Raw genomic sequence first — 21032 nt, 5'->3', positions numbered from 1 at the left:
CCAAGCGCCCTCATAACGGTCATGATGCTCACCCTATGGCGAACGTGAAGGCAGCGTCACGCCGCCGGCTGCACGCGAATGAGGGGATGACGCCGGCTACCCGCCGCCCGGAACGGATGAAAGTTCCAATATGAACATGGCAGTACCAGCAGGTCGAGCGTCTTGGGCGCCTGCCAGTTCGGTCATCGACCCCAGATCGGTCGTTTAGCGCCCCTGTCGAATCTTCATGACCGGCATGTCTATGCCAAGGCGCCCTGACTGGCGGCCACGAGATAGGCGTGGCAAGCTCGGGGCAATTCACAGCGCAGCCGGGCGAAATTCTCTTCCGATGGCTCAGCCTCCATGACGACCCGCACCGAGCCGCCCAGAAGGGCCGCGAGCATGAAGGCGGCAGAAGATCGGTCGGCGAACCGCGCATCCGGGGCATTGGCGAGCAGCGTATCGATCACCTGCGTCATGCGTTGCGCCGCCCGGCCCATCATTTCCGACAGGTCGAACTCGGCGGCGATGCCATAGATGGCGCGGGAGGCGACCATGTCAGCCATCTTCGCGTCCAGCCATGCCGTGGCCAACCCATGCGCGACCGTCCCAAGGTCCGATCCCGCCAGCCGCGCCGCCGCATCCCGCATCGCCGTATCGATCAGGTCGAACTGCCGCTGAACGAGGGCGAAGAGCAGCGCCTGCTTGTGCGGATAATATTGGTACATCGTCCCCACGGAGACGCCGGCGCGCGCCGCCACACGGGTGGTGGTGAGCCGCCCCACGCCGCCCGCGAGCAAAACCTGAATGGTCGCGACGTGAATCGCCTCGATAGTCACGGCGGAGCGCGCCTGTTGCGGCGCTTTGCGAGGTTTCAGCAAGGCTGGCGGTGGGCGGTTCATATGCGAATACCGAAACTGAAGGATCGTTCATATCTATAATGCTCCAATGATCGCCCGCAAGGAGCTTCACGATGAACACTGTCCTCATCACCGGCTGTTCGACCGGCTTCGGCCGTGACACCGCCCTCCATTTCCTGAACCAGGGCTGGAATGTCGTCGCCACTATGCGCGATCCCGCAGCCAGCACCCTGCCCGCCTCCGACCGGTTGCGCATATTGCCGCTCGACGTCACGGATATGGGCAGCATCGCCGCGGCGGTCGCGGAGGCGGGGCCGGTCGACGTGCTGGTGAACAATGCCGGGGTGGGCTGGCTCAATGCCGTAGAGGGCACCCCCCTGGAAACGGTGCGCGCCATCTTCGAGACCAACCTGTTCGGCGCGATCGCGATGATGCAGGCGGTGTTGCCGGGAATGCGGGCGCGGCGCGCGGGCGTGATCGTGAACGTCAGCTCCAGTTCGCTCTACAAGCCTTTGCCGCTGCTCTCGGTCTATCGCGCCAGCAAGGCGGCCATGAATGCGCTCACCGAGTCCGCCGCGCACGAACTTGCGCCGTTCGGCATCAGGGTGCGGATCGTCATGCCCGGCATGGCGCCTTCGACCAGCTTTGGCGACACGGCGCGGGGCCAGGTGATGAAAGATGGCGGCTTCCCCGCGGCCTATGCCGATTATGCACAGCAGACGCTGGCCGCGCTCATGGAGGCCGCCAACGGTCCGGTCACGGTCGGACAGGATGTGGCGGACGCTGTCTATCGCGCGGCGACCGATCCGGAGTGCCCGGCAGTGCTGCCGGCCGGCGCCGACGCCGTCGCCTGGGCAAGAGACGCCTGATCTGTCAGGAACGATCCATCCATGCCGATGCGGATCTCAGCGTCGAACCGCGCGTTCGGGCGTGGCCTTCCCGGCCGCGCCGCGCGGAAAGACCGACAGCCCCGGGGAAACTATTCCGCCGCCGGCAACCGTTCGACGCACACGGGGATACTGCCCATGCGTGGCAGGCCGGTGACAGGATCATAGCCATCCTCGACCGAGATCAGCCGGCCGGTATTGCCGCCGGTGCGGCGGGGATCATCCGATCCCGGATTGGCGCCGAAACCATGCGCCATCGACACCATGCCCGGGCGCAGCGCCGCCTCGGCCGCGACGATGCCCTGGATTTCGCCATGGGGAGAGCGGATCGTGACGCATTCCCCTTCGGCGATCGCCAGGCGGGCAAGATCATCAGGGTGCATATAGGCAGGGTTGACGCCATCGCCGGCGAGCTTGCCGATGCGGCGGCCGAAGCTGTTGAGGATGTTGTTGGTGCGCCGGGGTAGCAGGCGGAACGGATAGTCCGCCTCGACCGCGCGATTATCCTCGGCCAGCACCTGTTCCAGCTCCTCCAGCATCGGCGGGGCGCCAAGCTCCAGCCGGTCATCATTGTCCGGCGCGCGCGGCAGCACGCGCTGGTCGCTTTCGAAGACATGGCCATCGGGATATTGCTTCACCCGGTCGAGGGGAATGCGCGATCCCTGGCAGGACAGTTCGATCAGCCGGTCGGCGGTGGGCTTGGCCCCGGCGGGATCGAGCGTGAAGGTCATCGGCGGCGCTTCGGCCTGCGGCCCATTGCCATAGCGCATGGTGACGTCGATCATCGTGCCCATGCGCTGGGCCAGGCCCCAGAAGAGTTCCCAGTCCTCGATCACGTCGCTGCCCGGCGGCGGCGGCACCAGCGCAGGCGTGTAGGCGGCATAAGGCTGCGGAAAGCCGCGCGTGGTGCCGTAATATTTGACGCTTTCGGGCATATAGGTCGTCATCGGCGTTTCCAGCGTCAACTTGGGCGCAATGACATAATGGGACAGCTCTGCCGTCGCTGTCATTTCCGTGTCCATCGTGACGAGCAGATCGAGGGTGTTGAGGGCGGCGAAGGCGCGGTTCTGGTCGGGCCAGGCCATCATCGGATTGCCACCGGCCACGATCAGAGCCTTCACCTGACCCGGCCCGTCCAGCAGGATCTCGTCCGCGAGCGCGGCTGCCGAAAGGCCGCTGGCGCAGCCGCCCAGCCCGCGCACGCGCAGGCGTGGCTCGAACCCCCAGCCCTGAAAGGGCGGCCAGGGCTGGGCGCGCGCTTCATAACCGGGCAGCAGGACGTTGGGCTTGGCCAGCGGATCGCCCGCCCGCGCCCAGTGGCCGCACAGGCTGGCGAGGCAGAGCGCGAGATATTCGGTCAGGGTGGAATGGGTGGCGAAGCTGGGGCCCGTGCCGCAGCTGACCCCGGCATTGCGCGCGCCGGCGAAGATGCGCGCGGCCTCCAGCAGGTTATCGGCCGAGACGCCGGCCCGATCGGCGGCATAATCGGGCGTGAAGGGTGCGACCGCCGCCCGCAGCGCCTCCACCCCCTGCGTGTTGGCGGCGACGAAATCCTTGTCCTCCAGCCCTTCAGCCAGGATGACATGAATCATCGCGGCGAGGATGGCGATGTCCTCGCCGGGGCGCGGCTGCATATGGATATGGGCGCGCCTGGCGGTTTCAGTGACGCGCGGGTCGATGACGATCAGTTTCGCCTGCGCCTTTTCCATGTCCTTGAGCATGCGGCCGGGATTCTGCCCCGGGAAGCCGGGCGACTTGCTGATGACGGGATTGATGCCGACCAGCAGCCAGGCGTCGGCGGTGTCGAACTGCGGCTGGCCCGCCTGCCACATGCCGTGATGGGCGAGCGCGATGAGGATGCCGGGCTTGTCGATCGAGCCTGCGGTGAAGAACATCGGCGATCCGATGCCACGCAGCCAGCCGGCGGCCACGCCGGTCGACGCGACAAAGGGGACGAGTCCCATGCCGACATACATCGCCACCGAGCGGGGGCCGTGTTCGGCGATGATCGCGTCCAGCTTCGCAGCGATCTCGTCCATCGCCGTTTCGGACGGAATGGACGCGAAGCCCCCATCCGGCCCGCGCTTGAGGCTGTGGAGCAGCCGCTGGTCGCCATAATGCTGTTCGGGCAGGGCGCGCCCCTTGGGACAGCTATAGCCGCCATAAAGTGGGGCGCGGGGATTGCCGGTCACCTTCGTCGCCCGGCCGTCTTCCACCGTCACCTGGATTGGGCAATAGGCCGTGCACAGACGGCAGATGCTGGGATGGACCTGCGCGCTCATGCGAACATCACCACGGAGCGGGCCGCTGCGCCACCGCGCAGCGCGGCGAAGGCATTGTCGATCGCGTCCAGTTCGATATGGGCCGCGACCAGATCGTCGAGATTGAGTCGACCGCTCATGTAGAAATCGACATAGCGCGGTATGTCGACGGGAAAATGGTTCGACCCCATGTTGGACCCCTGCAAGCGTCGCTCGGCGAGAAGGGAGAAACCATCGACCTCCACCTTCACCCCGGGCGGCATCATGCCCGCGACCGTTGCGATCCCGCCCGGGCGCAGCATGGCAAAGGCGCTTTCTACCGTTGCCTTGAGGCCGATCGCCTCGATCGCATGATCCACGCCGCCGCCTGTCATCTCAACGATGCTGTCCGCCACATCGCGGCCTGCCTCCACGCAGTCGGTCGCGCCGAAGCGGCGGGCCAGGTCCAGCTTGGCGGGCTGGCGATCGATCGCGATGATGCGCCCCGCGCCCGCGATCGCCGCACCGTTGATCGCCGACAGGCCGACGCCGCCGCAGCCGATCACGGCTACGCTCTGCCCCGGCCGGATGCCTGCGCTGTTGATGGCCGCGCCCACGCCGGTGACGACCGCGCAGCCCAGCAGAGCCGCTCGGTCGAACGGCATGTCGGGCGATATGGCGACGCAGGCATTTTCATGCACCAGCATCTCCTGCGCGAAGGCAGAGAGGTTGACGAATTGATGGATGGTTTCGCCGCCGATCGTCAGCCGGGGCGGCGCATCGTCCCTGCGCCGCGTTTCCCCCGTGCCGCACAGCGATAGGCGTCCGGTGACGCAATCGCCGCAATGGCCGCAAAAGGCGGACAGGCAGGCCACGACATGATCGCCAGGCCGGACCGAACGAACCTCACTGCCCACCGCCAGCACGACGCCGGCCGCCTCATGCCCCAATATGGTGGGCAGCGGATGGGGGACATGGCCTTCCGCGAAATGCAGGTCGGAATGGCACACACCAACCGCGCGATTGGCGATGCGGACCTCGCGCGGGCTGACGTCTCCCAGCATCACGTCCTCGACCGACAGCGGCGCACCGGCCGCGCGCAGGACGGCGGCCTTCATCGTCCGTCAGTCCACCAGCCGCTCGACATGGCGGTCGCGGTCGAGCGCGGGGGCGAGATAATGTCCAACCTTGTAATCGCTGGTGATGGCGGGGCGGCGGGAAGGCGCAGCCGCCGTTCGAAATCGCCGCCCCATATATCGTCGCGATGGTTCATCAGCGGGGGAAGGCATTGCTGGATCGCATCGCCATGGGCGCCATGCAGCATCACGCCGCCGTCGGGTTCGTCCTGATGCGTTTCGATCGCGGCCATGGCGATGCGATTCTTGAGCGTCAGATTGCCGATCCGGAACGGATCGAACAGGCGCGGACAGGCCATGCTTCCTCTCGCAAACGTGCCGGCACGGCGCCGGTCTTTCGTGACGCGATCGGCGGGGCGGCGGGTCCATTCCGTCCGCTATGCCGTCACGCGCCATTACCTTTCGTCTAGCACCTTCAAATCATCGAATAATCATTCCATCGAGAGACGGATTGTTCGTTGCGAGAAGATAATAGGTGACGCTCGACCGCGCTGGAAATGTTTGTCCCCATCTTCGTTGTCGACAGCTTCGGCCAAGCGGCGGAACAATCGCTCTGTTGCCTACCCATCGTATCGACGCATCTGGCGCTACCTCAAGCAATCCGTATTCCCTTGATGGCGGTATCCCGCCGGGACGCAGATCGGCTTGCGACAGCGGCGGGGGACGATCAGGCGGCAGCTTCTCCCCCGGCCGTTCTTGCGGACCGATCCGGCTTGGCCTCTACCTGCTGGGGGTAACGGCCCATCAGCAAGTAGAGCAATATGGAAGCGACCAGCCCGCCGATCACAGCGATCAGCGCAACCTGATAGTTGCCGAAACGGTCGTACAGGAAACCGATGCCGACCTGCCCCGCCACCGCCATCAGCGTCATGACGGTAATCGTGCTGCCATAAATGGCGGAATAATGCCGCATGCCAAAATAGCGCGCGGCCATATAGGCGACGATGTCGATCTCCGCGCCCTGCGCCGCGCCAATCAGCACGGCGGCGGTCAAGGCCATGGGGAATGTCAAGGAACCCTGCAACATGAGGATGCAGCCCAATATGGGGCCAAGGCTGAAAAGACATGCGACCGCAGGTGCCCAGAGCCGGTCTATCAACGTTCCCGAAATCAGGGTGCCGATCAACACCGAACCCGCAAGCACGCCCGTCAACATGGCCGCGTCGGCCGGCGAGATGTCGAGCGCCGTCAGCAGCGGCTGAAACTGGCTGAGCAAGGTCGACAACGGCGCATAGCCGAAACCCGCACACAAGCAAAGGAGCAGGACGCGGGGCTCGCGCCGCAACAATCCCATATAGCTTTCCCCTTGCGCCGGGCGGGCTTGCGGCTTCCATTCCGTTGAATCCGACCGCTCCGCATCCCGGATGCCGAACCAGCAGACCGGGAGGCCGACCAGCAGCACAATGCCCGCGAGCAGGTAGAAACCCGCCTGCCATCCTTCGCGTGCGACAAGCGCGTGTAGCGTGGCGGGCAGGAAAATGCCCAATATGGATATGCCCACCCGCGTGCATGCCAATGCCAGGCCCCGCGACTTGACGAAGCGCGCGGCGACCACGCGGGTGAAGGCAAGGCCGGTGGTGAAGATGCCGATGACCTGCAGGGCGAGATAGGTCGCGTAGAACTGGACCAGCGATCCGCCAAGCCGTGTCATCGCCAGATAGGCCAGACCGGTCAGCGTCATCGCAGCCAGCAGCGGACGGCGCACACCATGGCGGTCGAGCAGCGTTCCGGCAAAAGGCGAGAGGATCGCGGTCAGGATCATTCCGTTGTGCGCGGCGGCGATTTCCCCGCGCGACCATCCAAAATTATCCTGCCAGGGCTGTATGAAGATGCTGGCGTTGAATTGCAGCATGGAAAAGCCGGTTGCGACGCCGACGGAGGCGGCGGCGAGCGTCGGCCAGTGTTTCTTCCATTCCTGAGCGGCGGTCGTCATGGCACTGTTCCGCAATGGAAGGAGCGCGGCACCCGAAGATGCCGCGCTCCTGATGGATCACTTCAGAAGCCGGCGCCCAGTTCGACGCCGTAGGTTCTGGGCGGCGAAAGGATCGCATTCGCGCCCGGCGCGGTGAATACCGGATAGGCGGTGTCGAAGAGATTCTTCGCGAACAGCGCCAGCCTCCACCTTGCCGGTCCGACCTCGACATTCTGCAACGCAATGCGCGCATTGGCCACGTCGCGGCGGATGTCATAGGCATAGGCGCCGAACGCGACCCGGCCTGTTCCCGACGTATCGCTGGCCATGGCATAGTCGCCATGGAAGGCAAGATCGCCGATCCCGACCGGAACGCTGTAATCGATCGCCACGGTGACCGCATGTTTCGGCAGGCTCTGTATCCGCACGTCGGCCAGGGGGTCTATGGTGAAATAGCTTTCAGGGCGCTTGCCATGCAGATAGGCATAGGTCGCGGAGACCTGAAGCCCAGCGGTGGGAGCGGCAATGATTTCCAACTCCGCCCCGCGAATCCGCGTGACGCCGGGCGCATTCAGCGTATCGGTGATGGCCGGATCGCCCGCGGGGTCGAGCTGGCTGGTGATCTGCCGGTTGTGGATGCGATTTTCAAACAGCGCTGCATTGACGCGCAGACGGCGCTCGATCAGGTCGCTTTTTACCCCGATTTCAAAGGATTTGTTCACTTCGGCGCCAAAGGGCTTGAAGGAAGGGGACCGCACCGACACGCCGCCGGCGCGATAGGCCTGGGCGTAGCGGGCATAGATGTTGATGGCGTCCGTTACGTCATAGGCGATGGTGAACGCCGGATCCCAGCGCTTTTCACGGAACGGCGCGCCGATTTTGGCTGTCGGTGCGCCGTTGAACATGGTGCGCTCGAACTTTTTCTCGTCATTCGTGTAGCGCAGGCCGCCCGTCAGGTGCAGCCGGTTGTCTGCGAACGCCGGCGACCAGGTCGCCTGGGCGAAGCCCGCATAGGATGTGGACTCCGCCTCTTGCGAATTAAGTCCCGCACCCGCGCTCCCCACGGCGAATGGGTTGACGCCCAGCGCCTGCGTGAATGCGCGATCGGTGTAGATGATGCTCAGCAGGGTCTGGCGGGTATCCTGCACCCGCTCATGGAAATAATAGGCGCCAATGACGAATTCGAGATCGGGCAGGCTGCCGACGAGCTGGAATTCCTGACTTTCCTGCTTCTGCTTGACCTTGTTGTAGGAGGTTACACCCGAAATGCCCCAGATCGGGGTCGTGGGATCAATGCCCAGGCTGGTCCCGCCAAGCCGGGGAAACAGAATGCTGGCGGGTCGGGCGACAGGAAATTTGGTCAGGTTGAACGCGCCGCCAAGTTGGTTAGCCCCTTCCTCGCTTGTTTTCCGGAACGCGGTGATCGACCGCAGCGTCAGGGCGTCGTTCAGTTCCCAACCCGCTTGCAGCGTATGACCCGATGCCTCGGTGCGGAAAGGCGCATTGTAAAGGGATGTCCATGCCGTGTCGGTACGGCGGTCCAGCCTGTCCGTCAGCGGCCGCGCGCCCGTGAGAGTGGCGAGCGGCAACACCGTGCGGCCATTTGCGTCGATCAGCGGGGGCCGGACCAGCACATTGTAATCGCGCGTGTCCTTCGTCACGCTGTGATCATAGGCATAGTCGACGGTGATGGCGGACGTCGGCTTCCACCGCACGCTGGCGCGATAGCCTTCGCCATCGAACGCGCCGAAATCATCTTGTCGCGCGATGCGGGCGACCCGCGGGCCGTTCTTCGTCCATCCATCATGGCTGGAGTTGAGATAATCCAGCTTGATCGAGAAACCGGCAAATTCCGGAAGGTTGAGATGGGCTTCATAACGACGCTGATCGAAATTGCCGATCGTCACCTTGCCGTCGCCGCCCAATATGCCGGTCGGCTTCTTGGTCACGATGCGGATGGCTCCGCCTTCGGCATTGCGGCCGAACAGCGTACCTTGCGGGCCGCGCAGCACCTCGATCCGCTCCGGATCGACCAGCTCGGCGCCCATGCCCTGAGCACGGCCCAGATAGACGTCGTCAATATAGACCGCAGTGCCCAGCTCCACCGTGCCCTGTCCGGGATCGCTGTTGGTGACGCCGCGCATGTCGACGATCAGCAGGCTCTGGCTCCCCGCGAAAGGCTGCATGACGACGCCGGGTGGCGGCGACTGAAACAGGGCGGTGAGACCGGTCGCGCCGCGGGCTTCAAGGGCCTCGCTCGAATAGGCGCTGACCGCAATCGGCACGTCCTGAAGATTTTCGGCCCGCTTCTGGGCGGTGACGATGATTTCCGCGACGCCATCTTGTGCCACTGCCGGCACGGCCAGGCCCATCAGCAAGCCAGGTAGCGAAATCCCGGCCAGATAAATTTTCCCTCTCCGCATATCTTCTCCCATTTTCACGGCCATGTCTAAGACATATGACTTAAGATGAGACATGTCTCTTAGAAGGGAGAAGGCCAGAGCGCCAATCCGCACGGAAATGATCGCCTATGCGATCCATGACTCGCAAAGGCGGGGAGGAGACGGTTCCTGCGCTACGGATACCGTCTTAACTTCCCGGTGCCGGTCTGAGGCACATGGCCCGCAGCATTTCGATGCCTTCGGCCAGAAATTCCGCTTCGGGCATGACTTCCAGCCCTTCGGACAAATTCTTGTCCCGTTCGAAAATCATGTCGAAAAAGGTGCAGGAGCCGTGCCGCAGGCGATAGCTCATCAGGTCGCGCGGCACATCGGGCTGCAGGGCGAAATAGAGCTCCATGGCTTCGCCGCTGGCAGGTGTCGAGTAAAGCTGGGCGTTGCGGATCTCGGTGCCTTCCCTCCAGCGGATCGCATGGCGAAAGAAGGATGCGTAGCGATGCACCCCCTGCGCATCGCGCAGTTCGTAGTTGGGCAGGACGAGCGCGCCGAGTACGGAGGCGGGATCACGCTCCCGCCCTTCGGCATGGATGGCGTCCAGCATCTGCCGCCGTCGCGCATCCAGTGTCGGCAGGCGATGGGCCCATATCGCGCGAACCAGCTTTTCGCGGTCATTGAAATGATAACTGACCGCGGAGTTGTTGGCGGCATTGGCTTCCAGTCGGACCTGGCGCAGCGATACATTCTCTATCCCATGCTCTCCGAACAGCCTTTCCGCCGCCTCTATGATGGCCAGCGCCGTGCCCTTGAACGACTGGGCAGGAAGATCATCCATGATGGGAGCCACTCTTTCTCTCTACAGCAATCAGTGGCTCCGCTATCCGCCCAACGCCGTCATAATGCAACGGCGCGCAAATGCGCCGGGGCCGTGCGTAGATCACACCCATCATATGGATGATGGAATTGGCAGGCCGGGCCTTTCGTTCTGTAGGCCGCTTGCAATAAGACATGTTTCTTATATTGCACGGAAGAGCGGCACGAAGCCCAAGAACAGCGAGAGGAATGCGCCGGTGCTCAATTCATTATTCGGACTGTCGGGCAAGAATGCGCTGGTGGTCGGCGCCGGCAAGGTGCCCCATGCCATTGCGTCCCTGTTCGGATCAGCGGGAGCGGCCGTCACCCATGCGCAGGAACCGGAACTGACGGAGGAGGGCGTCGAGGCGTTGTTCGATGGCGTGCCGGAACTCGACATATTGGTGAACGGCGCCATTGTGACCGGCCCCTGGCCGCTCGACGATCTGACGATGGACGAATGGGACCGCGTACATGCAACCAACGTTCGCGGCGCGTTCCTGCTCATGCGGCAGGCGGTGCGAACGATGCGCAGGCATGGCCGGGGCGGTCGTCTTGTCAACCTGTCGACCATCGGATCGGTTCATCCGGTGCTGCATGGCAATTATGCCTATGGCTCTTCCCGCGCCGGGATGAACGCCCTCACCCGGCAATTCGCGCTGGATTGCGCAGAGGACGGGATTGCCTCTAACGCCATTCTGGTGGGTGCGATCCCCTCGGACCCCTTCCCCGAAGGCTGCCCCGTGCCTCCCAAGGGGCCGGGCGTGAGGCCGGAGCGGTTTCCCATGGGCTATGGCACGCCTGAAGATGTCGCGCCGGTGGCGCTGCTTCTGGCGTCCGCCGCCGGCCGCTACATCAACGGCCAGACGATCGTCGTCGATGGCGGCTTCCAGATCGCATGACGGCCGATCGGATGGCCACGCTCTTCGACGGCTTCTATCAGATGGGCTTTGTCGCCCGCGATCTGGATCAGGCCACCGACGCGCTGGCGAGGCGGTTCGGCATAAGGCGTTTTCGCCGCAAGGCCTCTTCGCCATTCATGGACGCGGCGCATGCATGGGTGGGGTCCACCATGCTGGAAATCATCCAGATCCGGCAGGGCGCGCCCGAAATCTATGAAGCCTATGTGCCCGACGAGCCGTCCGCGGTCCGCCTGCATCATCACGGCTTTCGCGTGGCCGATGCGGCTGCCTGGGACGAGGTCAACCGACGCATCGACGAAGCAGGCCTGGCGACACCGATGCGCGGCGCCGTCATGGATGGCCAGCTCAACTATATCTACGCCGACACGCGGGCCGACACCGGGGTTTACAGCGAATATGTCTATCTGACCGGGGCGGCGACGTCGATCTATGACGACGTGCCCCATAACTGAAGGGAAATAAGGATGGCCGACAATGACGCGGTCGACATCTATGCGCAGCATCAGGCGCTCTACAACCGGGTGGCCGTGCCAAATCATGTGCCGCCCGAACTGGTGGTCGATTTCGATTATCTGCATCCGTCGGGCATTGAGGAAGGGGACGTCTACACTGCCTGGAAAAGGCTGCATGACGGCCCGGACATTGTCTGGACGCCCTGCAACGGAGGACATTGGATCGTCACGCGCGGCGAAGACATCAAGTTCGTGCAGGAGAATTTCGAGATCTTCAGCCATGAGGTGTTCACGATACCGCGCGGGTCATCCCCCGTCCGCATGCCGCCGCTGACCGTCGACCCGCCGTTGCACGCCCGCTATCGCGCCATTCTCAACCCCTTCTTCACGCCCAGCCGGGTGAGCCGGATGCGGGAGGATGCCGTGGTCCTGACCCGCAGTCTGATCGAACAGATCAAGCCGAAGGGCCGATGCGAGTTCGTCAATGATTTCGCGCGCGTGATGCCGGTGACGATGTTCCTTGGCATCGTTGACCTGCCGCTGGACCAGCGTGAGCGGTTTGTCGAATGGGGCGTCACCTTCATGACCGCGACGGATTCCCGGATGAAGCTGGGCGCGCAGGAAAAGGTTGTCGCCTATCTCCAGCAAGTTCTGGACGAGCGCGCCGCCAATCCCGGCGACGATCTGCTCAGCAAGATCGCGGGCTGGCGGAACAATGCCCGCTTCCAGGGCGAGTATGAAGTCATCGGCATGGCGGTCCTGATCTTCTTCGGCGGCCTCGACACCGTCGCCAACATGTTGGCCTTCATCACCCGTTACCTTGCGCAAAATCCGCAGCAGCGCCGACGCCTGATCGACGAGCCGGAGATCGTCCCCAAGGCAACGGAAGAGTTCCTGCGTCGATTTGGCCTGTCGAACACCGGCCGCCTGATCCTGCAGGACTTCAACTACAAGGATGCTGTCTTCAGGAAAGACGAGATGGTGATGGTGCCGATCTCGATGTCGAGCATGGACGACCGCTTGTATGATCGGCCGATGGACATCGATTTCGATCGCGATCCTGTGCACAACACCTTCGGCAATGGCCCGCACAAATGTGTCGGAAGCCCCCTGGCCCGCGCCGAAATACAGGTGTTTCTGGAGGAATGGCTGAAGGCCCTTCCCGACTTCCGGCTCGACCCTGAACGGCCGTCCGTCACCCATTCCGGTTCCGTCAACGGCGTCGATTCCCTGAACCTCGTCTGGGATTCCGCGACCACGCGCTGACCCCATCATACTGACAGGAGTTTCTATGTCCGCCCCGGAAGCACTTTCATTTTACGGCCTTGAAGGCAAGACCGCCATCGTCACCGGCGCTGGGTCCGGCATCGGCCGCGCCACCGCAACCCTGTTCACGCAGGTCGGCGCACGGGTGCTGTTCATCGATGTCGTCGAAGACGCCTTGCGCGAGGCAGCGGAAGCGACCGGATCGCCCTGGGCCGTCTGCGACATATCGGACGAGGCGCAGGTGCTCTCGACCTTCAAAAGGGCGGACGCGGAACTGGGCGGCCTCGACGTGCTGGCCAATGTCGCGGCCTATCGGCGCAAGGCGGACACCATGACGATGCCCGCGTCGGAATGGGACATCATGCACGCCGTCACCACGCGCGGTACGTTCCTGATGATGCGCGAGGCTATCAAGATCATGCGCGACCAGGGGCGGGGCGGCTCCATCGTCAACGTTTCGTCCGTGAGCGCCGACCATCCGACGATCTTCAACAACACCCATTATGACTCGGCCAAGGCGGGCGTCGATGCGATGACCCGCGCCGCCGCGGTCGAGTTCGCCGAGCACAAGATCCGTGTCAATTCGATCCAACCGGGCGGAACGGCAAGCGGCGGCGCGAAGGCGATGGGCGAGAGTCTGCCTTTCAAGGGGCCGATGACCCTGCCCGGCCGCATTCCGCTGGGCCGCATATCCCAGCCGATCGAACAGGCCCGCGCCATCCTGTTCCTCGCCAGCGACGCCGCCAGTTATATAACCGGCCATCATCTGACGGTGGACGGCGGCTATCATGTCTCCTGATGAAGACGGGGTTAGTCGCGGCTAACTATCCTGCCCAAATCCCCGCCAGCGACCTAGCCTGGGAAGCCCATGTCCGGCAAAGCGCGAATATCGGCTATCACCCGGTCGGTACGTGCCGAATGGGGGGCGAGAATGCGGTGGTCGACGGGACGCTGAAGCTACGCGGTATCGACGGCCTGCGGGTCGTCGATGCTTCGGTGATGCCGGTGATCGTATCGGGCAACACCAATGCCGAGACCATCATGATCGCAGAGCGAGCCGCCGAATTTATCCTTCGAGATAAGCGTGGATACTGAGGCGACGCCCACAAAAACGGTCATTCGTAACGATAGCTGTGGCGACAATCTCTCCGAGGAAACGCGCAAGGATATGATCGAGAAGGCGCAGCAGGGCCATGGCCGAGCTGCGCGCCGATCGGCTATCGCAACGTCAGTGACGAGCAGGGGGTAATGTCATCGCCGTTGATCCGGAGGCAGGGCCGATAGTGACGCGCCTGTTCGACTGATACGCAAGGCGCCTCTATTCTCAATACCTCCGCTTTGGCACATCGATGCCGCGGGGGCGTCCATCCCGTCAGGTCTTAGAGGGTAGCTGGCAGATCGCTGCCCTTCTAGCAAGCGTGGCCTGAATACCGCCGCCCTGTTGGTGAAACTCACCAGGAAGCTGGCCTGGCCAGCTATCGGAGCGATCAGTGCTGGACCTGAATGACCGCTTTGCCGGCGGCTGCCGACCCGGTTTACCTTGTGTCAGTCCGATGGTGCAATTGGCGAAGCCTCGTTCCACCCGCCACCCAAGGCCTGATAGAGGGCGATCCGCGCCGTGAAGGCATCTGCCTGAGCCTGGACAAGATTCAGCTCGGCGGCAAGCAGGCCGCGTTGGGCGTCCAACTGCTCAAGATAGGGCGAATAGCCTGCTTTGTAGCGATTTGAGGCAAGACGGAAGGTCTCGGCGAGCGCGTCGCGCTGAGCGGCCACGATGCGTAACTGGGTATCTGTCTGAACGATATTCGCGAGCGCGTCCTCCACTTCACGGAAGGCATTGAGAGCGGTTTTGCGATAGGCAAAGGCAGCCAGATCACGCTGCGCACCGGCGCTTTCCGCGCCCGCGCGCAAGCGCCCGCCCTCGAACAGCGGCGCAAGCACGCTACCGCCCAGCGACCAGATGGTAATCGGATTGTCGAGCAGCGTCGAGAAAACCGCACCACCCTGCCCGGTCAGGCGCAACTGGGGCAGGAAGCGCTTGCGCGCAGCCGCAAGGGCATGATCGGCGGCGGCAAGCTGAAGCTCGGCCTGCGCGACATCCGGACGACGACGCAGCAGTTCGGAAGGGAGGCCGGCTGGCACTGCAGGGTCTGTGAGCGCGGCAAGCGAAGCGCCGCGCTCTATGGGGCCGGGCAAGTCGCCGCTGAGCAGCCTGAGCGCGTTTTCCTGCCGCGTGCGCGCCTGCTCTAGCGGCGCGATGATCTGCAACGCGCCCTGATATTCCGCCACTGCCTGAGCAAGCTCGAGCCTGGGTGAATAACCTGCGTCCGACCGGCGCCTAATCAGTTGCAGCGCCTCCTTGCGTGCCTCGACGGTCTGGCGGGCGACGTCAAGCCGCGCATCGAGCGCGAGGAGAGTCACATAGCCGCTGGCCACGGTCGAGGCGATCGACAGGCGAACCGCGTCGCGGGCGGCCTGGCTTGCCAGCCATGCCGCGTGCGCTGCCGATTCCTGGTCGGACAGCCGGCCGAAGAGATCCACCTCCCATGCCGTCTGGACCTGCGCCTGCCCGGCGGTCTGCACTTCGGGCGTCCCGAACGCGCTGACGCTGCGCGAGCGTTCACCGCCCGCACCGGTCGCCAGGGTCGGCAATAGCGCGGCGCGCGTGCCTCTCTCCTGCGCCTTCGCTTCACGGATGCGCGCGCCGGCCATGGCAATGTCGAGATTGCCCGCAAGCGCGTGCTCGACCAGAGCGGTCAGGGCCGGGTCGCCGAAGGTCCGCCACCAGTCCGCATCAAGGGCACCACTCTGGTCGGGCGACGTGCGCCAGCCCTGCGGCGGCGTCACTGGATCGACCCGCGCGGTCTCGACATGCGGCCCGGCACAGGCAGCGAGCAGGAGAGGCAATGCCGCGATCGTGCAGGCGCGGCGCATCAGTCGTTTGTCTCGACATGCAACTCGACGGACATGCCGGGGCGCAGGCGTTTCGCCATCTCCTGCCCTGGATCGATCTTAACACGGACGGCGATGCGCTGCGCCACTTTCACGAAATTGCCCGTTGCATTGTCTGACTTGAGCACGGCGAACTCCGAGCCGGCGGCAGGCGAGAGATTCTCGACATGTCCCCTGAGCTTGGCGCCGCCCAGTGCGTCGATACGGAAGGTCGCGGGCTGACCGATGCGCATCTTGCGCGTCTGCGCTTCCTTATAGTTGGCGATGACCCAGCGATCGCGCGGGACCAGGAACATGAGCTGGGTTCCCGCCGAAACGAAGGCGCCATTGCGCACGCCGATTTCCGAGAGCTCACCGTCGACCGGAGCACGGATGACCGTATTGTCGAGATCGACCTGGGCGAGATGAAGCGCGGCCTGGGCGGCGGCGACGGAAGCCTCCAGCCCGCCACGCCCCACGATCACCGAACGGACGTCCTGTTGGCCAATCTGCTGCGCAGCACTGGCCTGTCGCACGGCCGCTTGGGCGGCGAGCAGCGCGGCGCGGGTCTGATCGCGCTCACGCTCGGAGATTGAGCCATCGGCGACGAGCGCGGCGGCCCGCTTCATGTCGGCCTGGGCGCGGACCAACTGGGCCTGCGCATTGGCAATGCCTGCCGACTGACCGGTGAGCGCTGCCTCGCGACCGCGCTGGCTTTGTTGCGAATTGGCCAGAGCGGCACGTTGCGCTGCAAGATTGGCCTTCGCCTGTTCGACGCGCGCGCCATAGATGCGCTGGTCGATGGTGACGAGGACATCGCCTTTCTTCACCGTCTGGAAGTCCTGCACGGGTACCCCGGTCACATAACCGCTGACCTGGGGGCTTATGATCGTCACCTTGCCGCGGACATAGGCATTGTCGGTGTCTTCGGCCCATCCGTCAAAAGGCGGCAGTCGCCAAGCGTAGAGGATGGCCACGATTCCTGCGAGCGCGAGAGCGCCGATCGCCACTGCCGCCGTGCGGCTTTTGCGGGGAGGACTCCAGCCCTGCGAAGAAGGCTCGACCTGCGGATCGGGAGGCGGCGCAGCTGCCGCCGCTCGGGATGTCGCCGCCTGATCCGTCATGAAACCCCCCGTTAACCTGCCTTTGCCGCCTGCGCCTGCAGGGCCTGCTGGAGCTGGATGATGGGCGAGGGCTCCTTGCGCCGCAAGATGGAACGGCGAATGAGAAGACCCCAGATCACGCCCGCAACGGCCAGCACGCCGACCAACAGAAACACATCATTGAAGGCAAGGATATTGGCCTCTCGGGCCACCTGGCGGGCCAGCAATGCTCCGCCCTCCGCACCGCGCAACAGCGGATCGCCAATCAGACCTCGAACCGACGCCGCGCCGCCTTCGACGCGCTGGGCGACCTGAGGATCCGTCATGACGATATTTTGCACCAGCGCATGCGAATGGAACTTCTCACGGACGACCTGGAAAGTGCCGAGCATCGTCGAACCGGCGAGCCCTCCAAGGCTCTGGCTCAGGTTGAACAGCACGACGAAGCTGATGAAATTCTTCGGTCCGGCAAGCAATGTGCGGGCAATGCCGATGACCATGGCCTGGGCAAGAAACAGGAGAGAGGCAAAGCCGATCATCGCCTGACTCAGATAGAAGCTGGAGGGGCGTGTCAGATTGGTCGAGTCCGCATCCATGAAAGCTGCGATGGCGATAAGGGCGACGGCGAGCGTAATCGGCAAGGACAGGTTTGCCGGATTGAGCGTCAATACGGCCGTCAGCAATCCCGCGACCGAGGCGAGCACGATCACGAGATTGAGCATCACCATCTGGTCGTTGATCATGCCGACCACATTGAGCAACCCGACCGAACCGAAGGCCTGCTCGGACAAGAGGATGCGCACTATGGACGCGATGAAAATGAGGCGCATCATCTGTCGCGTGCCAAGCCAGCGGGTATTGATGAGCGGGTTCTCGCGATAATGTTCGAGGATGAGCGAGGTGGCGACAAGCACGATGCCGGCACAAAGCGCCCAGCCGATCCAGGCACGCTCGGTCCACCATTCGATCCGTCCTTCGGAAAGCACCGCGATGAACAGCCAAAGGCCCGGGGCCAGCAATCCGATCGTCAGGAAGTCACGCCATTCGAACGCCTGGCTGCGCTGGCTCGGCGGCAACGGCAAGGCAAGAATGGCGGCCAGCGTGATCAGTGTGAGGCCCAGTTCGAACACATAGAGCATGTGCCAGTCGCCTGCGACGAGCAGCCCCGGCGAGACCATCCGGGCGAGCGGCGTCGCGAGTTGGGGAATGCAGATACCCATCATGATGCCGGTGAGCCGCTTTGGCGCGGTAAAACCCTGCATGAGATAGAGGATCGCGAGTGTGGTGAGGCCGCCGGACGCAAAGCCGCTCGCCGCGCGTACAGCCACCGACGACCAGAAGCCGTGCACGCCGAGGTGCAGAAGCGTCGTGACCGCGTAAATCGCCAGCATCCAGCGGATGAAGGGTTGCAAGCCGAACTGCTGGCGATATTTGACGAGCAGCAGGTTCGCACAGGTGTAGGTCATATAATAAGCCGCCGTCAGCCATGCCGCCTCGTTGGAATTGAGACCCAGCGTGCCCTGCGCAAACGCGATGTTGACCGTGATGAGCGCATTGCCAAGGCCGCTGGTGAGCCCGATCATGGCGCCGATCAGGATGTAAGACAGGCGGCGACCTGACGGATGGTCGGGATTGGCTGGTGACCCGGGCAAGGTCGGCTGCTCGTGCGGCTTGAATCGATAACCGGACTCATCTTCCATGAAGCATCAGCCTTGGCAGTCGTGAAGAAACTCCGCACCGGCAGGATGGCTAGACCACCAGTCCAAAATCGATGTCATGATCGTTCCAGAATCTGGCCGATGCAAGCGGTTAAGTTGGGCAGGGGCCTTGCTTCAACCAGAATTTCAGCGACTGCTCGTACTTGTATCGCACAATGCCCTGCTTGGCTTGTTCCGCTCTCAAATCGACCTTCCAAGAGGGGATTGGTGCTGCGGCTTAGGTGAATAAAAGACCGGTTCGGGAATCGGAACAGGGCCGCTGAATGTCTGGAATGTCGGATCCAACGGACAGTACAGTCGCTCCCACTCTCCGTCCGGAATAGCACTGTCACGCTCCGGAACCGACAGTCGCGAATGTCCCATCTGCAGTCGATCAGGCCACCTCAATAGTCTCAAAATATTGCGCAGATTTCGTTCGACTTCGCTGACGAATGGAGCGAACGCTGTCGACATGGAATAGTGGCTCGCTAAGGAGCCCCTGCCCCGCAAGGCTGCGCGCCACGGGGCTCTGGGTGGTGGGAGCGACAATAGCGCCGCTCCAAAAAGGAGACCATCCATGAACAGCCTTATTCGCCTTACCGACATCCAACTGGTACTGCTCGCCACCGCTGCACAGCGCGACAATGGCAGCCTGCTGCCGCCGCCCGACGCGGTGGGGGAAGGCCCTGCGCGCATTCGCAAGGTCGTCGAGCAGCTCATCCGGCGCGGGCTTGCCGCCGAGGTCGATCTCCCCTCAGGGGCCGACGCCTGGCGCACGGATGGCCTCCGCTCGATCGGGGTCGTCATCACTGACGCGGGCCGCGCCGCCATCGGCGTAGAGCCCGAGGAGGCAGAAGAACCCGCTACGGATCTACCTGAGCCGGAGGTCACGCCGATCGCCGAAGCCCCGTCACCTGCCGCACACAGCAAAAGCGCGCTGGTCCTGGAGATGCTCCGCCGCGAGAGCGGCGCCACGCTGGATGAACTGATCAGCGCCACCAACTGGCTGCCGCACACCACGCGAGCCGCGCTGACCGGCCTGCGCAAGAAAGGCAACGCGATCGACAGGCGCAAGCGCGGCGAGGTCACCTGCTATCATCTAGGGAACCAGGCCTGATGAAGCTGGACGCGCAGATCGCTGCCTTGGCAGCAATGAAGCCGACCGAGCTCAAGGCGGAGTGGCGGACGGTGCACGGGGCTGAGCCCCCGCGCATCGCCGCCAGCCTGCTCGCCCGCGCCTTGGCGCATGATCTGCAATGCGCCGCCCAGGGCGGCCTCGCTGAGCGGGTGCGGGTGCGCCTTCTTGGTGCGGGAGTGGCGCGCACTGCGTCCGCACCCAAGCTGACCCCAGGAACGCAGCTGGTGCGCGAGTGGGGCGGAACCAGCCATCATGTGTTGATGGAGGAAAAGGGCCGCTGCAGCTATAAGGGCAAGAGCTTCACCTCCTTGTCTGCCGTGGCCCGCCACATAACGGGCGCGCACTGGTCGGGCTCGCGCTTCTTCGGGGTGAAGCCATGACCCAGAAGAAGCGGCTGCGCTGCGCGGTCTATACGCGCAAGTCGACCGAAGAGGGGCTGGATCAGGCCTTCAATAGTTTGGATGCACAACGCGAGGCCTGCGCCGCCTATGTCCAGAGCCAGAAGAGCGAGGGCTGGACGCTCGTCCCCACGCTCTATGATGATGGCGGCGTCTCGGGCGGCAGCATGGAGCGCCCCGCCCTCGCCCGCCTGATGGCCGATGTTCGCGACGGTAAGGTCGACATCGTCATCGTCTATAAAGTTGACCGGTTGACCCGCAGCCTCAACGACTTTGCCCGTATCGTTGATGTGTTCGATGCGGCCGGCGCCTCCTTCGTATCGGTCACGCAGCAGTTCAACACGACGACAAGCATGGGGCGACTGACGCTCAATGTTCTGCTGAGCTTCGCACAGTTCGAGCGCGAGGTGATCGCCGAGCGCATCCATGCCGTGAAGCAGAAGGGCCGCTATCGTTATTATGTGTCCAGCATCGCATCCGCCACGAACGAGGCAGCGATCAGGGCCCCTGCCCTGCGGTTGCCAGCTACCGAGCTGGAGCAAGCCGCGGTCGATGCAGCCGCTGCACTCCTGGCCGATCCGCAAACATCATGGTGCTGCCGCAGGTTGACGCCCAAACGACCAGGCGCCGGATCGATGCGGGCCAGGCACTTGGATCAGCGATGCGCGGCAAACGGAAGAGCGAGGTTCGTAGAACGCTGCAAGCTCTCGATCTTGCTATTATGGTCCACGCCGACAGGATCGACGCCTCGATCAGCCGCCGCCGTCTTGTTGCGTTGCTGGATGGCACGGCGCCAATCGTGAAAGACGACGGCCACCGCCTGCCGCTCCACATCGAAACCGCGCCGGATCGGCATGGGCGC

The 21032-nt window shown here is 63.8% G+C and carries 19 protein-coding genes; 9 read left to right on the top strand and 10 right to left on the bottom strand.

Annotated elements, in window-relative coordinates; translation table 11 throughout:
• Positions 1–239 precede the first annotated feature (239 nt).
• Positions 240–818 (bottom strand): TetR/AcrR family transcriptional regulator, encoded by a 579-nt coding sequence (locus A8G00_RS09960; protein ID WP_253257957.1) that lies wholly within the window; start codon positions 816–818, stop codon positions 240–242.
• A 134-nt stretch (positions 819–952) separates the two neighbouring features.
• Here A8G00_RS09960 and A8G00_RS09955 point away from each other — a divergent pair, with 134 nt between their 5' ends.
• Entirely contained in the window at positions 953–1708 is a 756-nt protein-coding gene (locus A8G00_RS09955; RefSeq protein WP_061937235.1) for an SDR family oxidoreductase, read from the top strand.
• Positions 1709–1818: 110 nt separating this feature from the next.
• Here the strand turns inward: A8G00_RS09955 and A8G00_RS09950 are convergent, their stop codons facing one another.
• From A8G00_RS09950 to A8G00_RS09925, 6 genes are all read right to left on the bottom strand, one after another.
• Entirely contained in the window at positions 1819–4008 is a 2190-nt protein-coding gene (locus A8G00_RS09950) for a molybdopterin-dependent oxidoreductase (protein ID WP_103000550.1), read from the bottom strand.
• A complete protein-coding gene (locus tag A8G00_RS09945; protein WP_103000549.1) occupies positions 4005–5084 on the bottom strand; it encodes a Zn-dependent alcohol dehydrogenase in 1080 nt (359 codons plus the stop codon). The genes A8G00_RS09950 and A8G00_RS09945 overlap by 4 nt, the downstream gene beginning before the upstream one ends.
• Positions 5081–5401, bottom strand: coding sequence for a hypothetical protein (locus tag A8G00_RS09940; protein WP_253257956.1), 321 nt, complete (start codon positions 5399–5401; stop codon positions 5081–5083). The genes A8G00_RS09945 and A8G00_RS09940 overlap by 4 nt, the downstream gene beginning before the upstream one ends.
• A 368-nt stretch (positions 5402–5769) precedes the next feature.
• Positions 5770–7035, bottom strand: a complete 1266-nt coding sequence (locus tag A8G00_RS09935; protein WP_103000548.1) for an MFS transporter — start codon at positions 7033–7035, stop codon at positions 5770–5772.
• Between the two features lie 62 nt (positions 7036–7097).
• Positions 7098–9437, bottom strand: coding sequence for a TonB-dependent receptor (locus A8G00_RS09930; RefSeq protein ID WP_216365607.1), 2340 nt, complete (start codon positions 9435–9437; stop codon positions 7098–7100).
• 166 nt (positions 9438–9603) lie between these two features.
• Positions 9604–10245: a helix-turn-helix domain-containing protein gene (locus A8G00_RS09925; protein ID WP_025547717.1), complete on the bottom strand. Its 642-nt coding sequence runs from the start codon at positions 10243–10245 to the stop codon at positions 9604–9606.
• Positions 10246–10480: 235 nt separating this feature from the next.
• Here A8G00_RS09925 and A8G00_RS09920 point away from each other — a divergent pair, with 235 nt between their 5' ends.
• The 5 genes from A8G00_RS09920 to A8G00_RS25875 are packed head-to-tail and all read left to right on the top strand — an operon-like array spanning position 10481 to position 13998.
• Complete coding sequence (locus A8G00_RS09920) at positions 10481–11164, top strand: SDR family NAD(P)-dependent oxidoreductase (RefSeq protein WP_216365606.1); 684 nt, start codon at positions 10481–10483, stop codon at positions 11162–11164.
• A complete protein-coding gene (locus A8G00_RS09915; RefSeq protein WP_103000545.1) occupies positions 11161–11637 on the top strand; it encodes a VOC family protein in 477 nt (158 codons plus the stop codon). Before A8G00_RS09920 ends, A8G00_RS09915 begins: the two co-directional genes overlap by 4 nt.
• Positions 11638–11649: 12 nt before the next feature.
• Positions 11650–12903 (top strand): cytochrome P450, encoded by a 1254-nt coding sequence (locus tag A8G00_RS09910; protein ID WP_103000544.1) that lies wholly within the window; start codon positions 11650–11652, stop codon positions 12901–12903.
• A 25-nt stretch (positions 12904–12928) separates the two neighbouring features.
• Entirely contained in the window at positions 12929–13702 is a 774-nt protein-coding gene (locus A8G00_RS09905; protein ID WP_103000543.1) for an SDR family NAD(P)-dependent oxidoreductase, read from the top strand.
• Positions 13594–13998 (top strand): GMC oxidoreductase, encoded by a 405-nt coding sequence (locus A8G00_RS25875; protein WP_367379445.1) that lies wholly within the window; start codon positions 13594–13596, stop codon positions 13996–13998. Before A8G00_RS09905 ends, A8G00_RS25875 begins: the two co-directional genes overlap by 109 nt.
• Positions 13999–14448: 450 nt before the next feature.
• On the opposite strand, the gene A8G00_RS09895 is transcribed toward A8G00_RS25875, so the two are convergent.
• From A8G00_RS09895 to A8G00_RS09885, 3 genes are read right to left on the bottom strand one after another with little or no spacing between them, the layout of a single operon-like run.
• Complete coding sequence (locus A8G00_RS09895; protein ID WP_103000541.1) at positions 14449–15837, bottom strand: efflux transporter outer membrane subunit; 1389 nt, start codon at positions 15835–15837, stop codon at positions 14449–14451.
• Complete coding sequence (locus tag A8G00_RS09890) at positions 15837–16958, bottom strand: HlyD family secretion protein (protein ID WP_025547725.1); 1122 nt, start codon at positions 16956–16958, stop codon at positions 15837–15839. The genes A8G00_RS09895 and A8G00_RS09890 overlap by 1 nt, the downstream gene beginning before the upstream one ends.
• Positions 16959–16969: 11 nt before the next feature.
• On the bottom strand, positions 16970–18637 hold the full coding sequence (locus A8G00_RS09885; protein ID WP_103000540.1) for an MFS transporter: 1668 nt from the start codon (positions 18635–18637) through the stop codon (positions 16970–16972).
• A gap of 574 nt (positions 18638–19211) precedes the next feature.
• On the opposite strand from A8G00_RS09885, the gene A8G00_RS09880 reads away from it, so the two are divergent.
• Genes A8G00_RS09880 through A8G00_RS25605 form a run of 3 tightly spaced genes read left to right on the top strand, consistent with a single transcriptional unit; the run spans position 19212 to position 20973 of the window.
• Positions 19212–19751 carry a DUF3489 domain-containing protein gene (locus A8G00_RS09880; protein WP_103000539.1) on the top strand — a complete coding sequence of 180 codons (540 nt, stop codon included), beginning with the start codon at positions 19212–19214 and terminating at the stop codon, positions 19749–19751.
• 35 nt (positions 19752–19786) lie between these two features.
• Complete coding sequence (locus tag A8G00_RS09875) at positions 19787–20152, top strand: DUF2924 domain-containing protein (protein ID WP_253257955.1); 366 nt, start codon at positions 19787–19789, stop codon at positions 20150–20152.
• Positions 20149–20973 (top strand): recombinase family protein, encoded by an 825-nt coding sequence (locus A8G00_RS25605; protein ID WP_253257954.1) that lies wholly within the window; start codon positions 20149–20151, stop codon positions 20971–20973. The genes A8G00_RS09875 and A8G00_RS25605 overlap by 4 nt, the downstream gene beginning before the upstream one ends.
• The last annotated feature ends 59 nt before the right edge of the window (positions 20974–21032 follow it).

Source organism: Sphingobium sp. SA916, assembly GCF_002894065.1.
Lineage (GTDB): Bacteria > Pseudomonadota > Alphaproteobacteria > Sphingomonadales > Sphingomonadaceae > Sphingobium > Sphingobium fuliginis.
Note: the sequence above shows the minus strand (reverse complement) of the source record. Positions and strands in the feature narration are given on the sequence as shown.

Excerpts from the sequence above, each read along its gene's own strand:
- A8G00_RS09905 (WP_103000543.1), top strand. The coding sequence starts at position 12,929 with ATGTCCGCCCCGGAAGCACTTTCATTTTACGGCCTTGAAGGCAAGACC.
- A8G00_RS09910 (WP_103000544.1), top strand. The coding sequence starts at position 11,650 with ATGGCCGACAATGACGCGGTCGACATCTATGCGCAGCATCAGGCGCTC.
- A8G00_RS09880 (WP_103000539.1), top strand. The coding sequence starts at position 19,212 with ATGAACAGCCTTATTCGCCTTACCGACATCCAACTGGTACTGCTCGCC.
- A8G00_RS09940 (WP_253257956.1), bottom strand. The coding sequence starts at position 5,401 with ATGGCCTGTCCGCGCCTGTTCGATCCGTTCCGGATCGGCAATCTGACG.
- A8G00_RS09930 (WP_216365607.1), bottom strand. The coding sequence starts at position 9,437 with ATGCGGAGAGGGAAAATTTATCTGGCCGGGATTTCGCTACCTGGCTTG.
- A8G00_RS09895 (WP_103000541.1), bottom strand. The coding sequence starts at position 15,837 with ATGCGCCGCGCCTGCACGATCGCGGCATTGCCTCTCCTGCTCGCTGCC.
- A8G00_RS09925 (WP_025547717.1), bottom strand. The coding sequence starts at position 10,245 with ATGGATGATCTTCCTGCCCAGTCGTTCAAGGGCACGGCGCTGGCCATC.
- A8G00_RS09935 (WP_103000548.1), bottom strand. The coding sequence starts at position 7,035 with ATGACGACCGCCGCTCAGGAATGGAAGAAACACTGGCCGACGCTCGCC.
- A8G00_RS09885 (WP_103000540.1), bottom strand. The coding sequence starts at position 18,637 with ATGGAAGATGAGTCCGGTTATCGATTCAAGCCGCACGAGCAGCCGACC.
- A8G00_RS09950 (WP_103000550.1), bottom strand. The coding sequence starts at position 4,008 with ATGAGCGCGCAGGTCCATCCCAGCATCTGCCGTCTGTGCACGGCCTAT.
- A8G00_RS09890 (WP_025547725.1), bottom strand. The coding sequence starts at position 16,958 with ATGACGGATCAGGCGGCGACATCCCGAGCGGCGGCAGCTGCGCCGCCT.
- A8G00_RS09915 (WP_103000545.1), top strand. The coding sequence starts at position 11,161 with ATGACGGCCGATCGGATGGCCACGCTCTTCGACGGCTTCTATCAGATG.
- A8G00_RS09875 (WP_253257955.1), top strand. The coding sequence starts at position 19,787 with ATGAAGCCGACCGAGCTCAAGGCGGAGTGGCGGACGGTGCACGGGGCT.
- A8G00_RS25605 (WP_253257954.1), top strand. The coding sequence starts at position 20,149 with ATGACCCAGAAGAAGCGGCTGCGCTGCGCGGTCTATACGCGCAAGTCG.
- A8G00_RS09945 (WP_103000549.1), bottom strand. The coding sequence starts at position 5,084 with ATGAAGGCCGCCGTCCTGCGCGCGGCCGGTGCGCCGCTGTCGGTCGAG.
- A8G00_RS09955 (WP_061937235.1), top strand. The coding sequence starts at position 953 with ATGAACACTGTCCTCATCACCGGCTGTTCGACCGGCTTCGGCCGTGAC.